We start from the raw sequence: 15,092 nt of genomic DNA on the forward strand, positions 1-15,092 counted from the left end.
ATGTTCTTAAGACTGTTCGATCATGCGGCAGTTTTGGGTATTCAAAAAGAGGGTAATCTGATGCTCTTCTGGGCGGACTGCGGTTCGCCCTTTTTCCTGTTTATGGCTCACCACGTTTTTGTCTTTCTCGAAATTCTCTCGTGCGAAGGCGGGATTCAGTCCTATGTCAAAGATATTCTGCAAGCCTATTCGCAATTAGAAACCGCAAACGCTGATATTTTCCTGCTTCGAGATGGCGCTGATGCTGAGAATCCATTGGTGTCTGAACACATGCGATTTCACTATTGCAAAATGGATTCCGCCAAACTCGGACGTGCCAAACTGGCGATCGCACTTTTCACCCATCTCCTCAAGCATCGTCCTAGCCGCGTCTTTTGTGGACATATTCACCTCGCGCCACTGGTCGAGATGCTCTGCAAACCGTTGGGCATTCCTTACACGGTTCTGACTTACGGAAAAGAGGTGTGGGAGCCGTTACCGAGACGAAAACAAAAAGCGCTACAAAATGCCGATCGCATTTGGACAATCAGTCGATATTCGCGCGATCGCACCTGTGCAGCGAATGGGATTGATCGCGATCAGGTCGATTTTCTCTTCTGTGCAGTCGATGGCAACGTATTTCGTCCCCAAGCCAAAGCGCCGGAGTTAGTCCAGCGTTACCACCTTGAAAATCATCAAGTGTTGATGACGGTTGCCCGCTTGTGGTCAGGCGATCCCTACAAAGGTGTTGATGTCACCATTCGTGCGCTGCCCGATATCCTCAAATCTTGCCCCGATGCGAAATATTTAGTGATTGGGCGCGGTGATGATCAGCCCAGATTACAAAAACTTGCCGAAGAATTGGGAGTCAGAGATCGCGTTGTGTTTGCGGGGTTTGTTCCCTCTGAGGAATTGCCAAAGCATTATTGTTTAGCAGATGCGTATGTGATGCCTTCACAAGAAGGATTTGGCATTGTGTATTTAGAAGCAATGGCTTGCGGGGTTCCAGTACTGTCTGGTAATGCAGACGGCTCTGCCGATCCCTTACAGGATGGACGGTTTGGCTGGCAAGTCCCGTATCGCGATCCGGTTGAAGTCGCGATCGCTTGCATCGAGATTTTAAAGGGCGAAGACCAGCGCTGTAAGGGACACTGGCTCCGAGAACAAAGCCTATCGATTTTCGACAAACCTGCCTTTACTCAACGTCTAAAGGCACTGCTATAAAAACTTCATTGAGCGCGTTGCTGTAGCGATTCCCCACTCCCCATCTCCCCGCTCCCCACAAAAATTGCCTCTGACGTTCAATCAAACGTCAGAGGCAAGCAACATTAGATCAGAAAAAGGAATATCTTACTTTTCCCAGTTCTTCGCAACAACTTCCGCTAAGTCTACAACGCGCTGAGAATAGCCCCACTCGTTGTCATACCAAGCGACAACTTTCACCATGTCTCCGCCCATCACCATGGTCAGAGCCGCGTCAATGATCGAAGATTCATCGGTTCCAGCATGATCGCTCGAGACCAACGGCAGATCGCAGTACTTGAGAACGCCTTTCATCGTCGTCTCAGCTGCTTCCTTGATCACCGCATTCACTTGTTCCGCGATCGTGCTCTTCTCAACTTGCACAACCAAATCTACAACAGAGACGTTCGGAGTCGGAACCCGCAACGCAATCCCGTTTAACTTACCTGCTAATTCAGGCAGAACCAACGCTACCGCTTTTGCAGCACCCGTTGAAGTCGGCACAATATTGATTGCTGCTGCCCGTGCGCGTCGCAAATCCCGGTGGCTCGCATCGAGAATCCGCTGATCTCCGGTATAGCTGTGCGTGGTGGTCATTGTCCCTTTGATAATGCCGAAATTGTCATTCAGCACTTTCGCAATTGGAGCCAAGCAGTTGGTTGTACAGCTTGCATTACTAATAATGTGGTGTTTGTGGTGATCATATTCATGATCGTTCACACCCACAACGAAGGTTCCATCTTCGTTCTTACCCGGCGCAGTGATCAGAACTTTTTTCGCACCCGCATTCAGGTGCTTGGTTGCGCCTTCTTTGGAGATGAACACGCCCGTCGATTCAATAATCAAATCGATATCCCACTCTCCCCACGGAAGATTCTCGGGATTGCGATCGGACGTACATTTGATAACGTTACCGTTCACCGTAATGGTGTTTTCGTCCGCGCTCACCTCGCCGGAAAACTTACCCAGCATCGAGTCATACTTGATCAAGTGAGCGTTGGTTCTGGGATCAGACGTGTCGTTAATCGCAACCAATTCGATTCCCGTCTGTTGTCGCCCTGCCCAGCACCGCAAAAAGTTGCGTCCAATGCGTCCAAAGCCGTTGATCGCTACTCTAACCACTGCGTCTTGCCCTCTGAATATAAATACCTATTGATGCAGACATCATACCGTAAAACAATGCGCTCATCTCAACTCAAAATCAATCTGGGATCAACAGATGGTGACAAGCACGAAAAATGAGTCACAGCGACTGATCCCTGAAGCATGCTGAGATGAATGGGCGATCGGGCAATCGGTGAACTTGGGAACGACCACAATTCGCTTGAGAAGCAAAAACATGTTTCTGGCTGTGCAAAAAAATTGTGCATCAGCCATCTGTTGAATGCAGCCCTGAATCTAATCTGAGTCTTTACCAATACTTGTGTTCTTTCTGACTTGCGGGGAACCCTAGGCAATCTAAAGAGTAGATGCCAATTCAAAATAGTTGTGGCAAAATCTGTAGCGACTCTACAACTGTCGTATGGTGAAAAACTTGAGAAATGGAGCAGATTGAAGAAAAAGGTACAAAATTAAATCACGATCAAGTTGAGAATCGATGCAAATTGGCTAAAAAGTTGAGAGCATTTCTCACAAACGTTTAGTACCTTTAGAAGTACACAATTTAGGCTTGAATTTGTTGACAGATTGCGGATTGCAATTCAATTATTAAAAAGTTGAATTCTGTCAGGAATTGGAGCAGATCGACTTGTATCTCGTTGATTACAGCTTGTTCTGATTCAAACTCCCCAATTAAGAGCGTTCAAACTAAAATTATTTTGAATTGTTCTAAATGGACTCGATTTAGATAAGCAGATTTGCTATCAAAATGTTTTCTATTACCGTATCGGTAATAGAAGATCCTTGATATGATAGCGCGTGACATTGGTGTGGTGTTTAAGGAGCAAAAATGCTGAGTTCCGTTGACTTCAGCGGCAGACCATTTCATTTCATCGGCATTGGTGGAATTGGAATGTCAGCCCTAGCTTATGTCTTGTTAGACCGTGGGTTACCTGTTTCTGGTTCGGATCTCAGATCCAGCCACATTACTGAACGACTGCGAAGCTTGGGCGCGCAGATATTCATCGGACAAGATGCGTCGAATTTGGATCATTATCAAGTCAGAGCACAGCTTGCTCAACCCGTTGCCGCTGGTGCAAATGTTGTCACATTGCCTGCACCCGTCAAGGATCTGCCCCAAGTGATTTGCTCAACGGCGATTAATCCTACAAATTCTGAATATCGAGCGGCGCTAGAGCTAGGATGTCCAATTTTTCATCGCTCGGATCTCCTTGCTGCGTTAATTCGAGAGTATCGCAGTATCGCCGTCGCTGGAACGCATGGGAAAACAACGACGAGCAGCATGATCAGTTACATGCTCTACAATGCGAAGCTTGATCCGACGGTCATTGTGGGTGGAGAAGTCAAGGCTTGGCAAGGAAATGCCCGGATTGGACGGGGTGAATACATGGTTGCAGAAGCGGATGAGTCAGATGGCTCATTGGTTAAATTTGCACCTTATATTGGCATCATCACGAATGCAGAATTAGACCACCCCGATCACTATAGCGATTTGGATCAAGTCGTTCAAACGTTTCAAACGTTTGCCAGCCAGTGTCAAGTCACAGTCGGCTCGATCGATTGTCAAACAGTTCGCGATCGCATTCCCCCCAACATTACGTACAGTCTCGATCCGGCGACAAAGGCAGACTACACCGTGGATCAAATCCAGTATGCAGGGGATGGAACGACGGCGAGAGTGTGGGAACGGGGGCAGGTGTTAGGAGAAATCAAGCTGCGAGTGCTTGGACAACACAATTTGAGTAACGCGCTGGCTGCGATCGCGGTCGGTCGCCTCATTGGATTGGAATTTAGTACGATTGCTGCCGCGATCGCGCCGTTTGAAGGTGCGCGGCGGCGGTTTGAACACCGGGGTGATTTTAACGACATTTTATTTATTGATGACTACGCGCATCATCCCAGTGAATTACGGGTCACACTAGAGGCAGCAAGACTGCAAGCTGGCAAGCAATCGCCGCGTCGTCGTGTCGTCGCCATTTTCCAACCGCATCGCTATAGCCGCACTCAAACGTTTTTAGCGGAATTTGCGGAGTCTTTTGGAGATGCTGATGTCGTGATTCTCAGTGATATTTACAGCGCTGGAGAAGTCAATACAGGCGAAATTAGCGGTCAGATCCTTGCTGATCTTGTCGCAACACATCATTCGTGCGTGCATTACCAACCCTCGCTACCTGCGATGGGCGATTTCCTGAACAAACTTCTTGTGCCGGGAGATTTAGCAATTTTTCTAGGAGCTGGAAACTTGAATCAAATCATTCCAGACGTCATGGCGGCTCAACAACGAGTTGAGAAAGCTGCTTCCTAGAAACTTCGTGTTTGTTGTGTTGAATGCAATGTGAGATCTGAACCGTGATTTCTGATTACATTGCGGTAAGGGTCTCAGGTTTAAGCTTACCTGTGACAATGTTATGACACTCTCTATTGATTCCCGGACTGTTCATTCACCCGTTATTTCCGATTTCTCTCGCAAGTCTAGCTCGGTTGCCACTCCGTACTCGTCTAGTGAAGCCACTGCAAAACCTGCACGCAAGATACTCACTCTTCCGCTCCCTGGTACTGACGCTGTGCTAAAAGCCAATGTTCCTCTCGCTTCGTTGACCTCTTTCCGGGTCGGTGGTCCTGCTGAATGGTACGCTGCCCCCCGCACAACTGAAGAATTACAAGCGAGTTTAGAATGGGCGCATGCTCAGGATATTCCAGTGACGATGTTAGGGGCTGGCTCAAATTTATTAGTCAGCGATGCTGGATTGCCAGGGCTTGTGATTTCGACTCGGCATTTGAGATTGACTGAGTTTGATGATGCGACGGGTCAGGTAACCGTGGGTGCGGGTGAGCCATTGCCGAGATTGGCTTGGAAGCTTGCCGATCGCGGATGGCAAGGCTTTGAATGGGCGGTTGGGATTCCAGGAACGGTGGGCGGAGCCGTTGTGATGAATGCTGGCGCGCACAATAGCAGTATTTCCGAGATTCTGGTCAAGACGACAATCTTGCTGCCAGACGGCACGCTGCAGGTGCTAAAACCTGCAGCGTTACAGTATGAATATCGCACGTCTGCTCTGCAAGGCAGTTCGCGCTATGTCACATACGCCACGTTTCAATTGCAGCCTGGGGCTGATCCAACGGCGGTGAATGCAGTGACGGCAAATCATAAGCAGCAGCGACAAAACACTCAGCCTTATCATTTACCGAGTTGCGGCAGTGTATTCCGCAATCCCGATGCGTACAAAGCGGGTTGGTTAATTGAGCAGGTAGGCTTGAAAGGACATCAGATCGGTGGTGCTCAGGTGGCGCAACGACATGCGAATTTTATTCTAAATTGTGGCGGTGCAACTGCATCTGACATTTTTGAGTTAATTCATCATGTGCAGCAACGAGTGCATCAGGAATGGTCGCTCTTGCTGGAGCCGGAAGTGAAAATGTTGGGTGAGTTCTGATTGTTGGGTTGGAATCTCAGATCTAGGTGGGGAATGAGGAGATGGAGAGAACCTAAACTCAGCTTGCTCTCTATTTCCCCATTCGATCGATTATGGTGCGAGTCGTCGAGATCCCACGATCGATAAAATTTAGGTCTTTTGAGTAGGGAAATCCCTAATCAGATTGGCGCAGCTAGAGTGCGTCGGATTTGCATCCCGGTGTCATAATTAAATCTGTTTGATTGTTGCCCTGTTCGGGTTGAGCAGGCGACAATATCCACTCATTATTCACTAAAACGTTATGTCACAAGGACAGGGATTTGGCTTCGGTCTGGGCAAAATGCGCGAATTGACCGACGCAATTAAAAAGGCTCAACAGGTTCAAGAAGGCGCAAAACGGCTTCAAGAAGAACTCGAACAAATGGAGATTCAAGGCGAGGCAGGCGGCGGTCTTGTCAAGGTGACAATGAGTGGAAATCAGGAGCCACTGAAGGTTGAAATCTCACCAGACGCGCTGAAAGAAGATGCGGAAACCTTGTCGGATCTCGTACTCGCTGCGACTCGTGCGGCTTATGAACAATCCACGGCAACGATGCGCGAGAAGATGGAAGACTTGACGGGTGGGTTAAATCTGCCTGGCTTAGGTTAAGCGATCGGTTTGACAGATCTTTACATGAAACCGGACTATGAGTTGATAGTCCGGTTTTTTAGCGTTTATGAAAGGGTTGATCGGTTATCTGGCTGAACTCAAAGTCGGGAAAGCGGCGCTTTGGTGCTATCTCATTTGGTATCTTGTGACGCTTTCGTTTCATTTCGATCCTGCCCCTGCTATTTGGATCAACTCGATTGGGATGAGCGCTGTGATTGGAACGGGTCTGGTTTTCAGTGTTGCTTCCCAGACGGCAAAACTGCGCAGTTGGCAAACCTTACGGCTCTATTTGATGCCTTTTTGTGTTTCAAGTTTTGCAGCTTTGATTAAAGGAAAAGGCTTTATTGTCGTTGTCTCACCCGATTTACGGGAGACATTCGTTGCCGTTGCTTGCTGTATTGCGTTTCTATCGATTGTGATGGCAGTCAAGTTCATGAAACGGCGATCGTTGCTTACCCCTTAACGGTTTTTTTCATGTGACTGTCTGGCTGCAAGGCGAGCTTGCCACGCTCGAATTGCGATGGCGGTTCTGACCAAGGGTGAAACAAATTCCAGGTTTTCCGGTTCCAGTTCAGCTTGAGATAACGGGTAATGACTCAAACAGGGGCGGAGCGTTTCTAAGTGATCTTCGAGTTCTAACATTCGCAAAATCTCATCGGCTGATTTGAAGCGATCGTGCGTTGAAGATTTCAGCATTTTGTCCAGAATTCGCTCAAAATGATCACTCACCCGCGCCAGATTTTGCCAATTTAATTCTCCTGTGTAGGGGTCGTAATCTTGCTCATTGGGGATTCTGCCCGACATGAGATAGAGACAAGTGACACCGAGCGCATAGAGGTCGCTCGCATAGGTCGGACGCATGGCAATTTGTTCAGGAGGCGCAAAGCCAATCGTGCCGACAAAATGAGTTGCCATCGATCGCTCAGAGTAATCCGGCGCAACACAGCGTTCTTTCACTGCACCAAAATCAATCAAAACCCAGCGTCCATCTTCTTTACACCAGACAATATTAGACGGCTTGATGTCGCGGTGAATCACCTTTTGTCGGTGGACGTAATGCAGGAGCGGCAGAAATTCTTTTAGAAACTGTTTCACCGCCTGTTCTGACCAAACGCCTGACTTACGGACATCTTGAGCCAGGGTGCGACCTCGGACGAATTCTTGAGCGAGATAAAACTCGCCCTCAATCTCGAAGTAATCTAACAATTGGGGAATCTGAGAATGGCTGCCCAATCTCGCTAAAGTTCTCGCTTCCTGCTCAAAGCGTTGACGTGCTTTTTTCAGGGCAGAGGGATCTTGAACCTTAGGACAGAGCTGTTTAATCACACAGCGAGGTCTTCCCGGCAGCTGCATATCTCGCGCTATATATGTGACTCCAAAGCCACCGCGTCCCAGCACCCGTCCGATCGCATATCGATCGTGTAACAGATCATCAGAACGTTGTTCTGGACTCGCCTCATGCCTTGAAGAATTCACAGGTAACGTCATGCTGGATAAGCGCCAATCTCGAAGGACTTCGGTAAGAGTTCTAACCTATTGTCTCTCTGTGTTCTTCTAGTTTAGGGGCGCTCGCTCCGGATCACGCTAAATCTTTAAACTCGGCTCATGCCCAAAAGTCAGTTACGTCATATCCCAATTCTGCTAACATCTGCCGTAAGAGCGGTAAGCTCAATCCAATCACGTTGGTATGACAGCCTTCTAGTTTTTCGACAAATAAGCCGCCTCGTCCTTCTAAGGCAAAACAGCCGGCACAATTCATCGGTTCTTGAGTGGCAACATAGGCTTCAATTTGGCGATCGCTAATGTCTGCAAAATAAACCTGCGTCACTTGCGTTCTGACGAGCGGTGGATAAGGCATCAATGCGCCTTGCTCCGTTGTGTAAGGCTGCAAAAATGCATGTCCTGTAAACAATTCGCCCACATTGCCGCGCATCATTTTCCAGCGCGCGATCGCCTCGTCAGGGTCTTTCGGCTTGCCGTGAATTTCACCGTGAATCGCCAAAACTGAATCACAGCCAAGAATCAATCCTGGATGCGTAGAGAAAAAACCAGGCGGTAATTCAGCCTGACGATCGAACAAATCGCGCATCGTCGATCGCGCCTTCCCTTCAGCCAAAACCTGCACGAGTTGTCCGGGGTCGGTAATTTGAATTTGCGACTCGTCAAAATCGCTCGGGTAAACCATGACAGGAATCCCAGCCATCGCTAAAAGTCGCTTTCGAGCCGGAGAAGCAGACGCAAGCACAAAGGGAACAGGCATCGATCTAATCTACCTTGAAGGACTTCACAGATTTGGTCAGCAGCGGAGCCATTTTCTCCCAACGCGTCTCAGAGGTAGACGCATTCATGGTGTAGAGCTTGCCGCGATAGACGATCGCACTTGCCAAATTATGACGCTGCTCTTGATTCGGTAACGTGACCAAATATTCCAACAGGTAATAGGTGCGATCGGCAATCTGACGCTCCTCAGCGCTGATCAATTCAGCCTTGCGACCTGAATCAGGCGGAGCGATCGCGCTTTTGCCCAACTGATATCCCACGTCTGAAGGTGTGCCCAAATCCGACAGCTTCTTCTTACCGGGAACGGGGTTGATCACCATACTGATATTCTCGGTCTGCTCGATAATGTCATGAAACACCACATCAGGACCGTTTGCGACCTTGACCGAAAGCCAACCGTTGGGATAGAGGAAGCGATAGCCGTCGGTGCTATCCACAAAACTATTCAGTCCACCCACGCCAGACACACAGCCCTGCAAACCCAGTGCCAGCACCATCAGCAAAACGGCAACGACTCGTTTGAAATTCTTCAACATACATCCAATCAATTAACGCAGGGCAAAACAATGAGATCTATTGTCCCACTTCCCTCATAAAAATCTGCGCTGAATTGCGATCAAATTTGTCAAAATGGAGCAGCACTGTGCGAGAAGTCCGCTAGACTGTAATGCTGTCTGGGAAAATTTTGATTTCAGCAATTGTATCGGTTGCAACTTCCCGCAACTCTACGGAGGCAGGAATTGGACTTCGCCCACAGAATTTGCTAGGTGCGTTGCTAGACTTCACCCGCGAATTCGTCATAAATTCTCGGTACAATGCTGGCAATTCGTAATTTACCATGCGTGATTCGTAGTTAGGAGCAGTGAATGATGGAATGAAGCATTCTCAAATTCTGGGTCTTTCAGCCTTGAAGAAATAAGGTTGCTTCAGACAAATCGTGTAGTGTGACTAGCTAAATTTAAAGGAATGAGTGTCTCCGTGAATGTAATGCAGTTGAATAGCCCACCTGCTCCGCCAACTCCCCCAACTCCGATTATTCTCGATGGTCTGCCCGATCCACCCGTTGCCGATGGCGTTTGCCCCCGTCGCACCCGGATGCAGATCGATTTGTTATTGCTTGCGATCGAGGCGTTAGATCTCACTGGATCAGAGGCAATCTTGGCGGTTGCAAACGATTTTGACCTGCGCGGAGTCCTCAAAAATCGAGTGGCGCTGTGGCGGATGCGATCGACGAATCCATTCCGTCGCTATGCTCAACGTCGCCCTTTAACGTTAGTTGAAGCCAAAGCGTTAGTCCTGATCACTTGCTATTTGGCACGTCGTTTAACCGTGTTGATTCGGCAATTGCTTTTGGCATATCAGCAGTTGAGTGAAAAGAATCTGTCTCCCGATCATCATTTTCGGCTCTCAGAGTATCTAGAGCGATTTCGGGCGCATTATCGCAGCCGGATGAATTCCAAGCGGGCGGGAGTTTTGGCGTATAGTTCAGATGAAAAACTGAACGAATTGGCGCTGGATTTGTTAGAGCAATTGCTGTTTTGTACGGGGACTTCCGGTGTACAACGGCTGTGGATTAGTTTGTTTGACGGAGAAGTGCAATGACGAATGCAATGACGCTACAACGGCAATACAGTTTGCCGAATTGCACTTTGATTTTGGAAGGGCTATCTGATCCAACTGCCACTGGACAAGCCGATATTCGCCCGGTCATGTCGCTTTTAATCAATGCAGAATGTCATCTGCCTGGGCAAGAAACGCCTCTTAAGGGCGGGCGTGAATTCTTTGAAAGCCTGGTCACAGCAGTGAGTTTGTATGCTCAAGAGTTTCTCAGTGGCGTTCATTTACCGCGTCATACGTATAGCGATCGTCCTTCTTTCGTGACCTTAGAGCGTCTCGATCGGTCTCATCACCGCCTCAGTGTCGGAAAAGATCCGAATAATCCGGCGAGTGAAGAACGCTCTGCGGATTTGACCACGGTGCAATTATTTGATCTCGTTGAAGCGATCGATCAATTTGTGGCAGATACGCAGACTCTGCCGTTTTGGTCACTAAATCTTTCTCCTGTACCGAAACGCTATGCTCGCTCTGGCGAACCGCTTGCAAAACAAGTCGTTCCGGCTTCGATTGGCATTTCTGGCTTGGCATTGGCAGCGGTTGCCTTTTTCTCTCTGCCCACAATGCGGGTGAAAACTCCGGAATGTTTGAGTCCGGGCGCGCCCGATTGTCCGGCTGCGATTGCCAACAACTCTCCGAGTCCGAGTCCATCTATTAGCCCGAGTCCCACCACTTCTCCAACGGCTGCGGCAAGTCCCGATCTGACCCAACTGGAAACGGCGCTGAATGCTGCCCCTGCGATTACCGATGCGGCGGAGTTGAAAACATTGGGCGATCGCGTCACTGAGCAGATTCGCGGTAAATGGACGACTCAATCTGCGGTCACTGAAGAGTTAGCCTATCGAATTGGCGTTGCCAGAAATGGCGATATTGTCGGCTTTAAAGCTGAAACGCCAGTTGCATTAGAAAAAGCAAGACAACAAACACCGCTCTTGGATTTGCTCTATCTTCCACCTGGAGGAAGTACGCCGAATTCTGAGCCACTGGCACAGTACCGAGTGGTTTTCAAACCACAAGGCAATCTTGAAGTGACTCCTGCGAATGCTGCTTCAGCTGTTCCGAGTGCAACGGTTGCGGCATCCCCCAGTCCAGATGCGGCAACCGTTGCCGCATCGCCTAGCCCAACTGCAACGGTTGCGGCATCGCCCAGTCCAACGGCTGCTGCCACACCTGCGACCGAATTGACTGATGCTGAGACTTTAGAGAATTTGCAACCAAAGCTCTATGATGCGATCGACAAAAGTTGGCAAGGCAGACCACCGTTTGACAAAGATTTAGTCTATCGAGTCCGTATCAAACCGGATGGCACGATCGCCGGATTCCAACCCGAGAATCCTCCTGCAAATGAGTTTGCGAAGAACACACCCTTGCCGCAATTGAGCAAGCCGATTGATCCAAATGCACCTGCCGAGTCGGCAGCTTCATTTAAGGTCGTTTTCAAACCCAGTGGGGTACTGCAAATCAATCCTTGGTATGGAGCCGTGAGAAAGAGATAGATTTTCTCAATTCTTTGCAAAATCTAAACTCAGTCCGGGTCGTTGCTCAAGTGCGATACCATCAAGGAACTCTAAGCGTTAGCTAGAACACAATTTCATGGAGCAAGACTCACTACCAACAGAGGTTATTCTGACCCATCCGCGTCGCTCTCTTGGCAATGTCCAGTTAGACTGGTCGCCCCAGCCCGGAGCCTATCTTGACTTGGAGGGTCAGACTTATGCCGTTTTAGAACGCCGTCATCGCTACCAACTCAAATTAGGGCGCTATCGACTCCATAAAGTCGCGCTCTATGTCCAAACAGCTCAACGCCCACTCGAGCGATCATTCGTCGATGGGCGTTGGTTTTTGGGAGATGCGAGTTGTGAATTTAATGCGCGATCGGAGTTAGTCCGATGTGCTGTCAATCCAGATGGTCCTTGCGAAGGGTGCCGTCACTATAGTCCGTTGGATTAAGGTTTTGTGACACTCCATTGTGTAATCGGTGACATGGCTTTCCAGCCTAGAAATTTCCCGATCTCTTCTGCTCTTTGAACAGCAATGCGAGTGAGTTCTCCACCGAGTTGACTTTGATAATGGAATAGTTTGGCTTCTGTTTCGACAGTGACTGCATTTGCCACGAGTCGTCCTCCAGATCGCAGCGATCGCCAACAGGTTTCCACGACATCCGGGACAGTTAATCCGCCTCCAATAAAAATCGTGTCGGGTTCGGGTAGATCTTGAAGTGCGATCGGCGCTTTGCCCGCAACGATCTTTAAATTGGGAACGCCGAGGGTATTGGCATTTTGGGCGATGAGTTTGAGGCGATCAGCGTTGGATTCGATTGCGATCGCGCGGCATCTGCGATCGGATCGCATCCATTCGATTGCGATCGAGCCACACCCTGCGCCGACATCCCAGAGCAATTGTCCTGGATGCGGAGCCAGGGTGGATAAAGTCACTGCTCGAATTTCGCGCTTTGTCAGTTGCCCGTCGTGGATATAAGCCGAGTCAGGAAGACCTGGAATTCGTGCAGGTAAGGGAGTAGAAGCACAAGTAATGGCGATCGTATTTAAGTCAGCGAGATGCTCGAAGTCTCCTCGAACAATTCGTTCTTGAGTGCCGCCTAGATGTTCGAGAACAACGATTTCGCTGTCGTCTAAACCGCGTTGCTTGAGGAGATGCTGAACAATCGCAGGAGTTTGTCGATCGGCACTTAACACGAGAATTTTTGCGCCTGGATACAATACAGCATTCAGCAAAGCTGGATCGCGCCCACAAAGGCTCAGCGTTTCGACTTCTTGGAGTGACCAGCCTAAGCGCGCACAGGCGAGGCTAAAGGCTGAAGGCGCGGGTACGATCGTTATTTCTGCAAGGTCAACGTGACGGGCTAAGGTTGAACCAATTCCGTAGCACATCGGATCGCCGCTTGCGAGGACGCAGACGGATTGCCCTCGGTAGGTGAGAAGTTTTTGAATCGAATGATCGATTGGAGAAGTCCAGCGAATTTTGAGGCGGGAATCGGGTGGCAACATGGCTAAATGTCGATCGCCCCCGAAAATAATTTCGGCGCGATCGATGAGTGTTCGACTCACTGGCGAAATTCCGTCGATTCCATCGTCGCCAATTCCAACGATCGAGAGCCACTTGTCCATACCCTATCCTGATTTGAGCAATCCTGATATGATATGAGGAGAACTTCTCGGATGACTAGCTCAATGGTAGAGCATCGGACTCTTAATCCGCTGGTTCTGGGTTCGAGTCCCAGGTCATCCATCGATTTTAGGTTGCAAAAAATATTTTACAAGTGCGCGGATGCAGTGCTAAGTGATTCAACCAATCACACCAATTGCGATCGCGGCCAGTATCAATGCCCAAGCAAGTGTCGAGTGCATTCTTCCATCATTTACCTCTCATCTCACTGACTGCTCAGAACTGTCCTAAATCTGCTCTAGAGAACTAACTACAGATTGTTGATGTTTTAGGAGAGATAGAAATGAAGTGAGAGATGCATAAGATCAAAAACAGAGTCGTAGGGACTAGTACAGCCTCTAGACAAAAGGAGAACCCTATGAACACAAGGAATCTGCTCTCTGGACTTGCACTGTTTGCTCTACCGATGGCGCTTGGGTTAGCTATGCCCTCACTTGCTGTGCCGAACAACGGTGGAAGTGGAACGAAGATGGACGAGTTAAAGAAAGGTGGATATACCTGTGAAAGAGTGTCAGTCAACTTCATTGAATGTACAAAGGATGGCAGTCCTACGTATTGGTGTACAGACAATGGGGAATGCCAACAGCAAGCTAGAAGGCATGTAACATTTCCTGGTCAGTTACCAGGAGCAGCAGATCCAGGAAGACCAACTGTAGTCATTGAGGCTCAACCGATTCTTTCTCCGTCCAACCTTGGAGTTAGAAACGGTGCTCAATTTTAAGACTCTGCGGACAAAGACTTTGCACATATATCCCTTTGTCCGCAGAGTCTTTGTCAAACACCTGTAACAACTTGGGAAGTGGAGTACGCATTGGTATTGCTTGGAGTTAGTCAGATGTTGAGGAGTTTGCCTCAATCGTTGGCTGCAATGTTTTATTTCAAAAGTGCGTCGCGGCTCAGCGATCGATGAACTAGCATTGGCGGACGTAGGCATAAGTAAACCAACGCACCCAATAGAGGAATCCAAGCGATCCGAGATAGCTGAGAATCCGCTGTCAATCCGCGTCGTGCCATGTCATCCTCTAGCAACGTCGGATAGGGAAATAGAAGACAAAATAACCCATTTGCGAGCGTCATCCCATGCACAAATCGATTCGTCATAAACTCTTGGGCAAATCCAGTCCAATCTCCCCAAGCGATCGCATAAACAACTAAAACGATAGTGCTAATGGTGAGAATGATGCCTGTTTTCTGAGCATCGAGAATCGCAATCCAGGAATCTTTCTCACCCTCAAATGATTGATTGGGCTGACGTAGTGCTAAGTATGGGATGAGACCAATCACACCTGTTGCGATCGCGGCTAGCATAAATGCCCAAGCAGGTATCGATTGCATTCTTCCATCTACAAAGATCAAGCAACTGTAGATCAAGAGCCAGATTCCAACCAGACTAAACATTGCGATCAGAACTGGATTGATCGACAACAAGTGTCCTGAGAGTAACGGTTGAAACGTATCGGCTGCAATCGGTGGGGCAAAGAAGAGGACGTAAACAATAAACCCCACCCAAATCAACCAAAGAACTTGCGATCGTGCCATCATTTAACCCTCATCTCAATATGCTTGATTGTTGAGATTGGGAGCGGTCAAATCCACCCTCTAAAGGCAGA

Annotated in this window: 16 protein-coding genes and 1 tRNA gene; 10 read left to right on the top strand and 7 right to left on the bottom strand. The window is 48.8% G+C overall.

All coding sequences use genetic code 11. The features are described 5' to 3' along the window. Positions 1–1,203 carry a glycosyltransferase family 4 protein gene (locus ACMUEV_RS00550; RefSeq protein WP_242044657.1) on the top strand — a complete coding sequence of 401 codons (1,203 nt, stop codon included), beginning with the start codon at positions 1–3 and terminating at the stop codon, positions 1,201–1,203. A gap of 126 nt (positions 1,204–1,329) precedes the next feature. Here the strand turns inward: ACMUEV_RS00550 and ACMUEV_RS00555 are convergent, their stop codons facing one another. Then, positions 1,330–2,343, bottom strand: a complete 1,014-nt coding sequence (locus tag ACMUEV_RS00555) for a type I glyceraldehyde-3-phosphate dehydrogenase (protein WP_017291296.1) — start codon at positions 2,341–2,343, stop codon at positions 1,330–1,332. Between the two features lie 826 nt (positions 2,344–3,169). Here ACMUEV_RS00555 and murC point away from each other — a divergent pair. The 4 genes from murC to ACMUEV_RS00575 all read left to right on the top strand — a co-directional run bounded on the left by murC (position 3,170) and on the right by ACMUEV_RS00575 (position 6,865). Continuing rightward, positions 3,170–4,645 carry a UDP-N-acetylmuramate--L-alanine ligase gene (murC, locus tag ACMUEV_RS00560; protein WP_017291294.1) on the top strand — a complete coding sequence of 492 codons (1,476 nt, stop codon included), beginning with the start codon at positions 3,170–3,172 and terminating at the stop codon, positions 4,643–4,645. 103 nt (positions 4,646–4,748) lie between these two features. Further along, positions 4,749–5,774: a UDP-N-acetylmuramate dehydrogenase gene (murB, locus tag ACMUEV_RS00565; RefSeq protein ID WP_347277624.1), complete on the top strand. Its 1,026-nt coding sequence runs from the start codon at positions 4,749–4,751 to the stop codon at positions 5,772–5,774. A gap of 280 nt (positions 5,775–6,054) precedes the next feature. Beyond that, positions 6,055–6,402 (top strand): YbaB/EbfC family nucleoid-associated protein, encoded by a 348-nt coding sequence (locus ACMUEV_RS00570; RefSeq protein ID WP_017291292.1) that lies wholly within the window; start codon positions 6,055–6,057, stop codon positions 6,400–6,402. Positions 6,403–6,469: 67 nt separating this feature from the next. Then, positions 6,470–6,865 carry a hypothetical protein gene (locus ACMUEV_RS00575; protein ID WP_190652571.1) on the top strand — a complete coding sequence of 132 codons (396 nt, stop codon included), beginning with the start codon at positions 6,470–6,472 and terminating at the stop codon, positions 6,863–6,865. Here the strand turns inward: ACMUEV_RS00575 and ACMUEV_RS00580 are convergent. From ACMUEV_RS00580 to ACMUEV_RS00595, 4 genes are all read right to left on the bottom strand, one after another. Next, entirely contained in the window at positions 6,862–7,890 is a 1,029-nt protein-coding gene (locus tag ACMUEV_RS00580; protein WP_017291290.1) for a serine/threonine-protein kinase, read from the bottom strand. The two genes, ACMUEV_RS00575 and ACMUEV_RS00580, sit on opposite strands and share 4 nt — an antisense overlap. A 115-nt stretch (positions 7,891–8,005) precedes the next feature. Beyond that, positions 8,006–8,662 carry a nucleoside triphosphate pyrophosphatase gene (locus ACMUEV_RS00585; RefSeq protein WP_017291289.1) on the bottom strand — a complete coding sequence of 219 codons (657 nt, stop codon included), beginning with the start codon at positions 8,660–8,662 and terminating at the stop codon, positions 8,006–8,008. Between the two features lie 4 nt (positions 8,663–8,666). Then, complete coding sequence (gene psbP, locus ACMUEV_RS00590; RefSeq protein ID WP_017291288.1) at positions 8,667–9,218, bottom strand: photosystem II reaction center PsbP; 552 nt, start codon at positions 9,216–9,218, stop codon at positions 8,667–8,669. A 121-nt stretch (positions 9,219–9,339) separates the two neighbouring features. Further along, positions 9,340–9,522 (bottom strand): hypothetical protein, encoded by a 183-nt coding sequence (locus ACMUEV_RS00595; protein WP_017291287.1) that lies wholly within the window; start codon positions 9,520–9,522, stop codon positions 9,340–9,342. 126 nt (positions 9,523–9,648) lie between these two features. Between ACMUEV_RS00595 and ACMUEV_RS00600 the strand changes: the two genes are divergently transcribed. The 3 genes from ACMUEV_RS00600 (at position 9,649) to ACMUEV_RS00610 (ending at position 12,246) form a co-directional block, all read left to right on the top strand. Beyond that, the gene (locus ACMUEV_RS00600) at positions 9,649–10,284 is read left to right on the top strand and encodes a DUF3038 domain-containing protein (RefSeq protein WP_026149027.1); all 636 of its coding nucleotides are present in this window, start codon (positions 9,649–9,651) and stop codon (positions 10,282–10,284) included. Then, the gene (locus ACMUEV_RS00605) at positions 10,281–11,792 is read left to right on the top strand and encodes a DUF4335 domain-containing protein (protein WP_190652570.1); all 1,512 of its coding nucleotides are present in this window, start codon (positions 10,281–10,283) and stop codon (positions 11,790–11,792) included. Before ACMUEV_RS00600 ends, ACMUEV_RS00605 begins: the two co-directional genes overlap by 4 nt. A gap of 97 nt (positions 11,793–11,889) precedes the next feature. Beyond that, entirely contained in the window at positions 11,890–12,246 is a 357-nt protein-coding gene (locus ACMUEV_RS00610) for a DUF6464 family protein (protein ID WP_190652569.1), read from the top strand. Here the strand turns inward: ACMUEV_RS00610 and cbiE are convergent. Further along, complete coding sequence (cbiE, locus tag ACMUEV_RS00615) at positions 12,243–13,424, bottom strand: precorrin-6y C5,15-methyltransferase (decarboxylating) subunit CbiE (protein ID WP_190652568.1); 1,182 nt, start codon at positions 13,422–13,424, stop codon at positions 12,243–12,245. The genes ACMUEV_RS00610 and cbiE overlap by 4 nt on opposite strands. A gap of 49 nt (positions 13,425–13,473) precedes the next feature. Between cbiE and ACMUEV_RS00620 the strand changes: the two genes are divergently transcribed. Continuing rightward, positions 13,474–13,545 (top strand) — tRNA-Lys (locus ACMUEV_RS00620). 295 nt (positions 13,546–13,840) lie between these two features. Then, a complete protein-coding gene (locus ACMUEV_RS00625) occupies positions 13,841–14,203 on the top strand; it encodes a hypothetical protein (RefSeq protein ID WP_144056292.1) in 363 nt (120 codons plus the stop codon). A gap of 152 nt (positions 14,204–14,355) precedes the next feature. Here ACMUEV_RS00625 and ACMUEV_RS00630 read toward each other — a convergent pair whose 3' ends face one another. Continuing rightward, positions 14,356–15,024, bottom strand: a complete 669-nt coding sequence (locus tag ACMUEV_RS00630; RefSeq protein WP_415354726.1) for a hypothetical protein — start codon at positions 15,022–15,024, stop codon at positions 14,356–14,358. Positions 15,025–15,092 lie beyond the last annotated feature (68 nt).

The organism is Leptolyngbya sp. FACHB-1624 (assembly GCF_047649235.1).
GTDB lineage: Bacteria > Cyanobacteriota > Cyanobacteriia > Leptolyngbyales > Leptolyngbyaceae > Leptolyngbya > Leptolyngbya boryana.

Coding starts and splice junctions, on each gene's coding strand:
- ACMUEV_RS00550 (WP_242044657.1), top strand. CDS start 1: ATGTTCTTAAGACTGTTCGATCATGCGGCAGTTTTGGGTATTCAAAAA.
- murC (WP_017291294.1), top strand. CDS start 3,170: ATGCTGAGTTCCGTTGACTTCAGCGGCAGACCATTTCATTTCATCGGC.
- murB (WP_347277624.1), top strand. CDS start 4,749: ATGACACTCTCTATTGATTCCCGGACTGTTCATTCACCCGTTATTTCC.
- ACMUEV_RS00570 (WP_017291292.1), top strand. CDS start 6,055: ATGTCACAAGGACAGGGATTTGGCTTCGGTCTGGGCAAAATGCGCGAA.
- ACMUEV_RS00575 (WP_190652571.1), top strand. CDS start 6,470: ATGAAAGGGTTGATCGGTTATCTGGCTGAACTCAAAGTCGGGAAAGCG.
- ACMUEV_RS00580 (WP_017291290.1), bottom strand. CDS start 7,890: ATGACGTTACCTGTGAATTCTTCAAGGCATGAGGCGAGTCCAGAACAA.
- ACMUEV_RS00585 (WP_017291289.1), bottom strand. CDS start 8,662: ATGCCTGTTCCCTTTGTGCTTGCGTCTGCTTCTCCGGCTCGAAAGCGA.
- psbP (WP_017291288.1), bottom strand. CDS start 9,218: ATGTTGAAGAATTTCAAACGAGTCGTTGCCGTTTTGCTGATGGTGCTG.
- ACMUEV_RS00595 (WP_017291287.1), bottom strand. CDS start 9,522: ATGGTAAATTACGAATTGCCAGCATTGTACCGAGAATTTATGACGAAT.
- ACMUEV_RS00600 (WP_026149027.1), top strand. CDS start 9,649: ATGAGTGTCTCCGTGAATGTAATGCAGTTGAATAGCCCACCTGCTCCG.
- ACMUEV_RS00605 (WP_190652570.1), top strand. CDS start 10,281: ATGACGAATGCAATGACGCTACAACGGCAATACAGTTTGCCGAATTGC.
- ACMUEV_RS00610 (WP_190652569.1), top strand. CDS start 11,890: ATGGAGCAAGACTCACTACCAACAGAGGTTATTCTGACCCATCCGCGT.
- cbiE (WP_190652568.1), bottom strand. CDS start 13,424: ATGGACAAGTGGCTCTCGATCGTTGGAATTGGCGACGATGGAATCGAC.
- ACMUEV_RS00625 (WP_144056292.1), top strand. CDS start 13,841: ATGAACACAAGGAATCTGCTCTCTGGACTTGCACTGTTTGCTCTACCG.
- ACMUEV_RS00630 (WP_415354726.1), bottom strand. CDS start 15,024: ATGATGGCACGATCGCAAGTTCTTTGGTTGATTTGGGTGGGGTTTATT.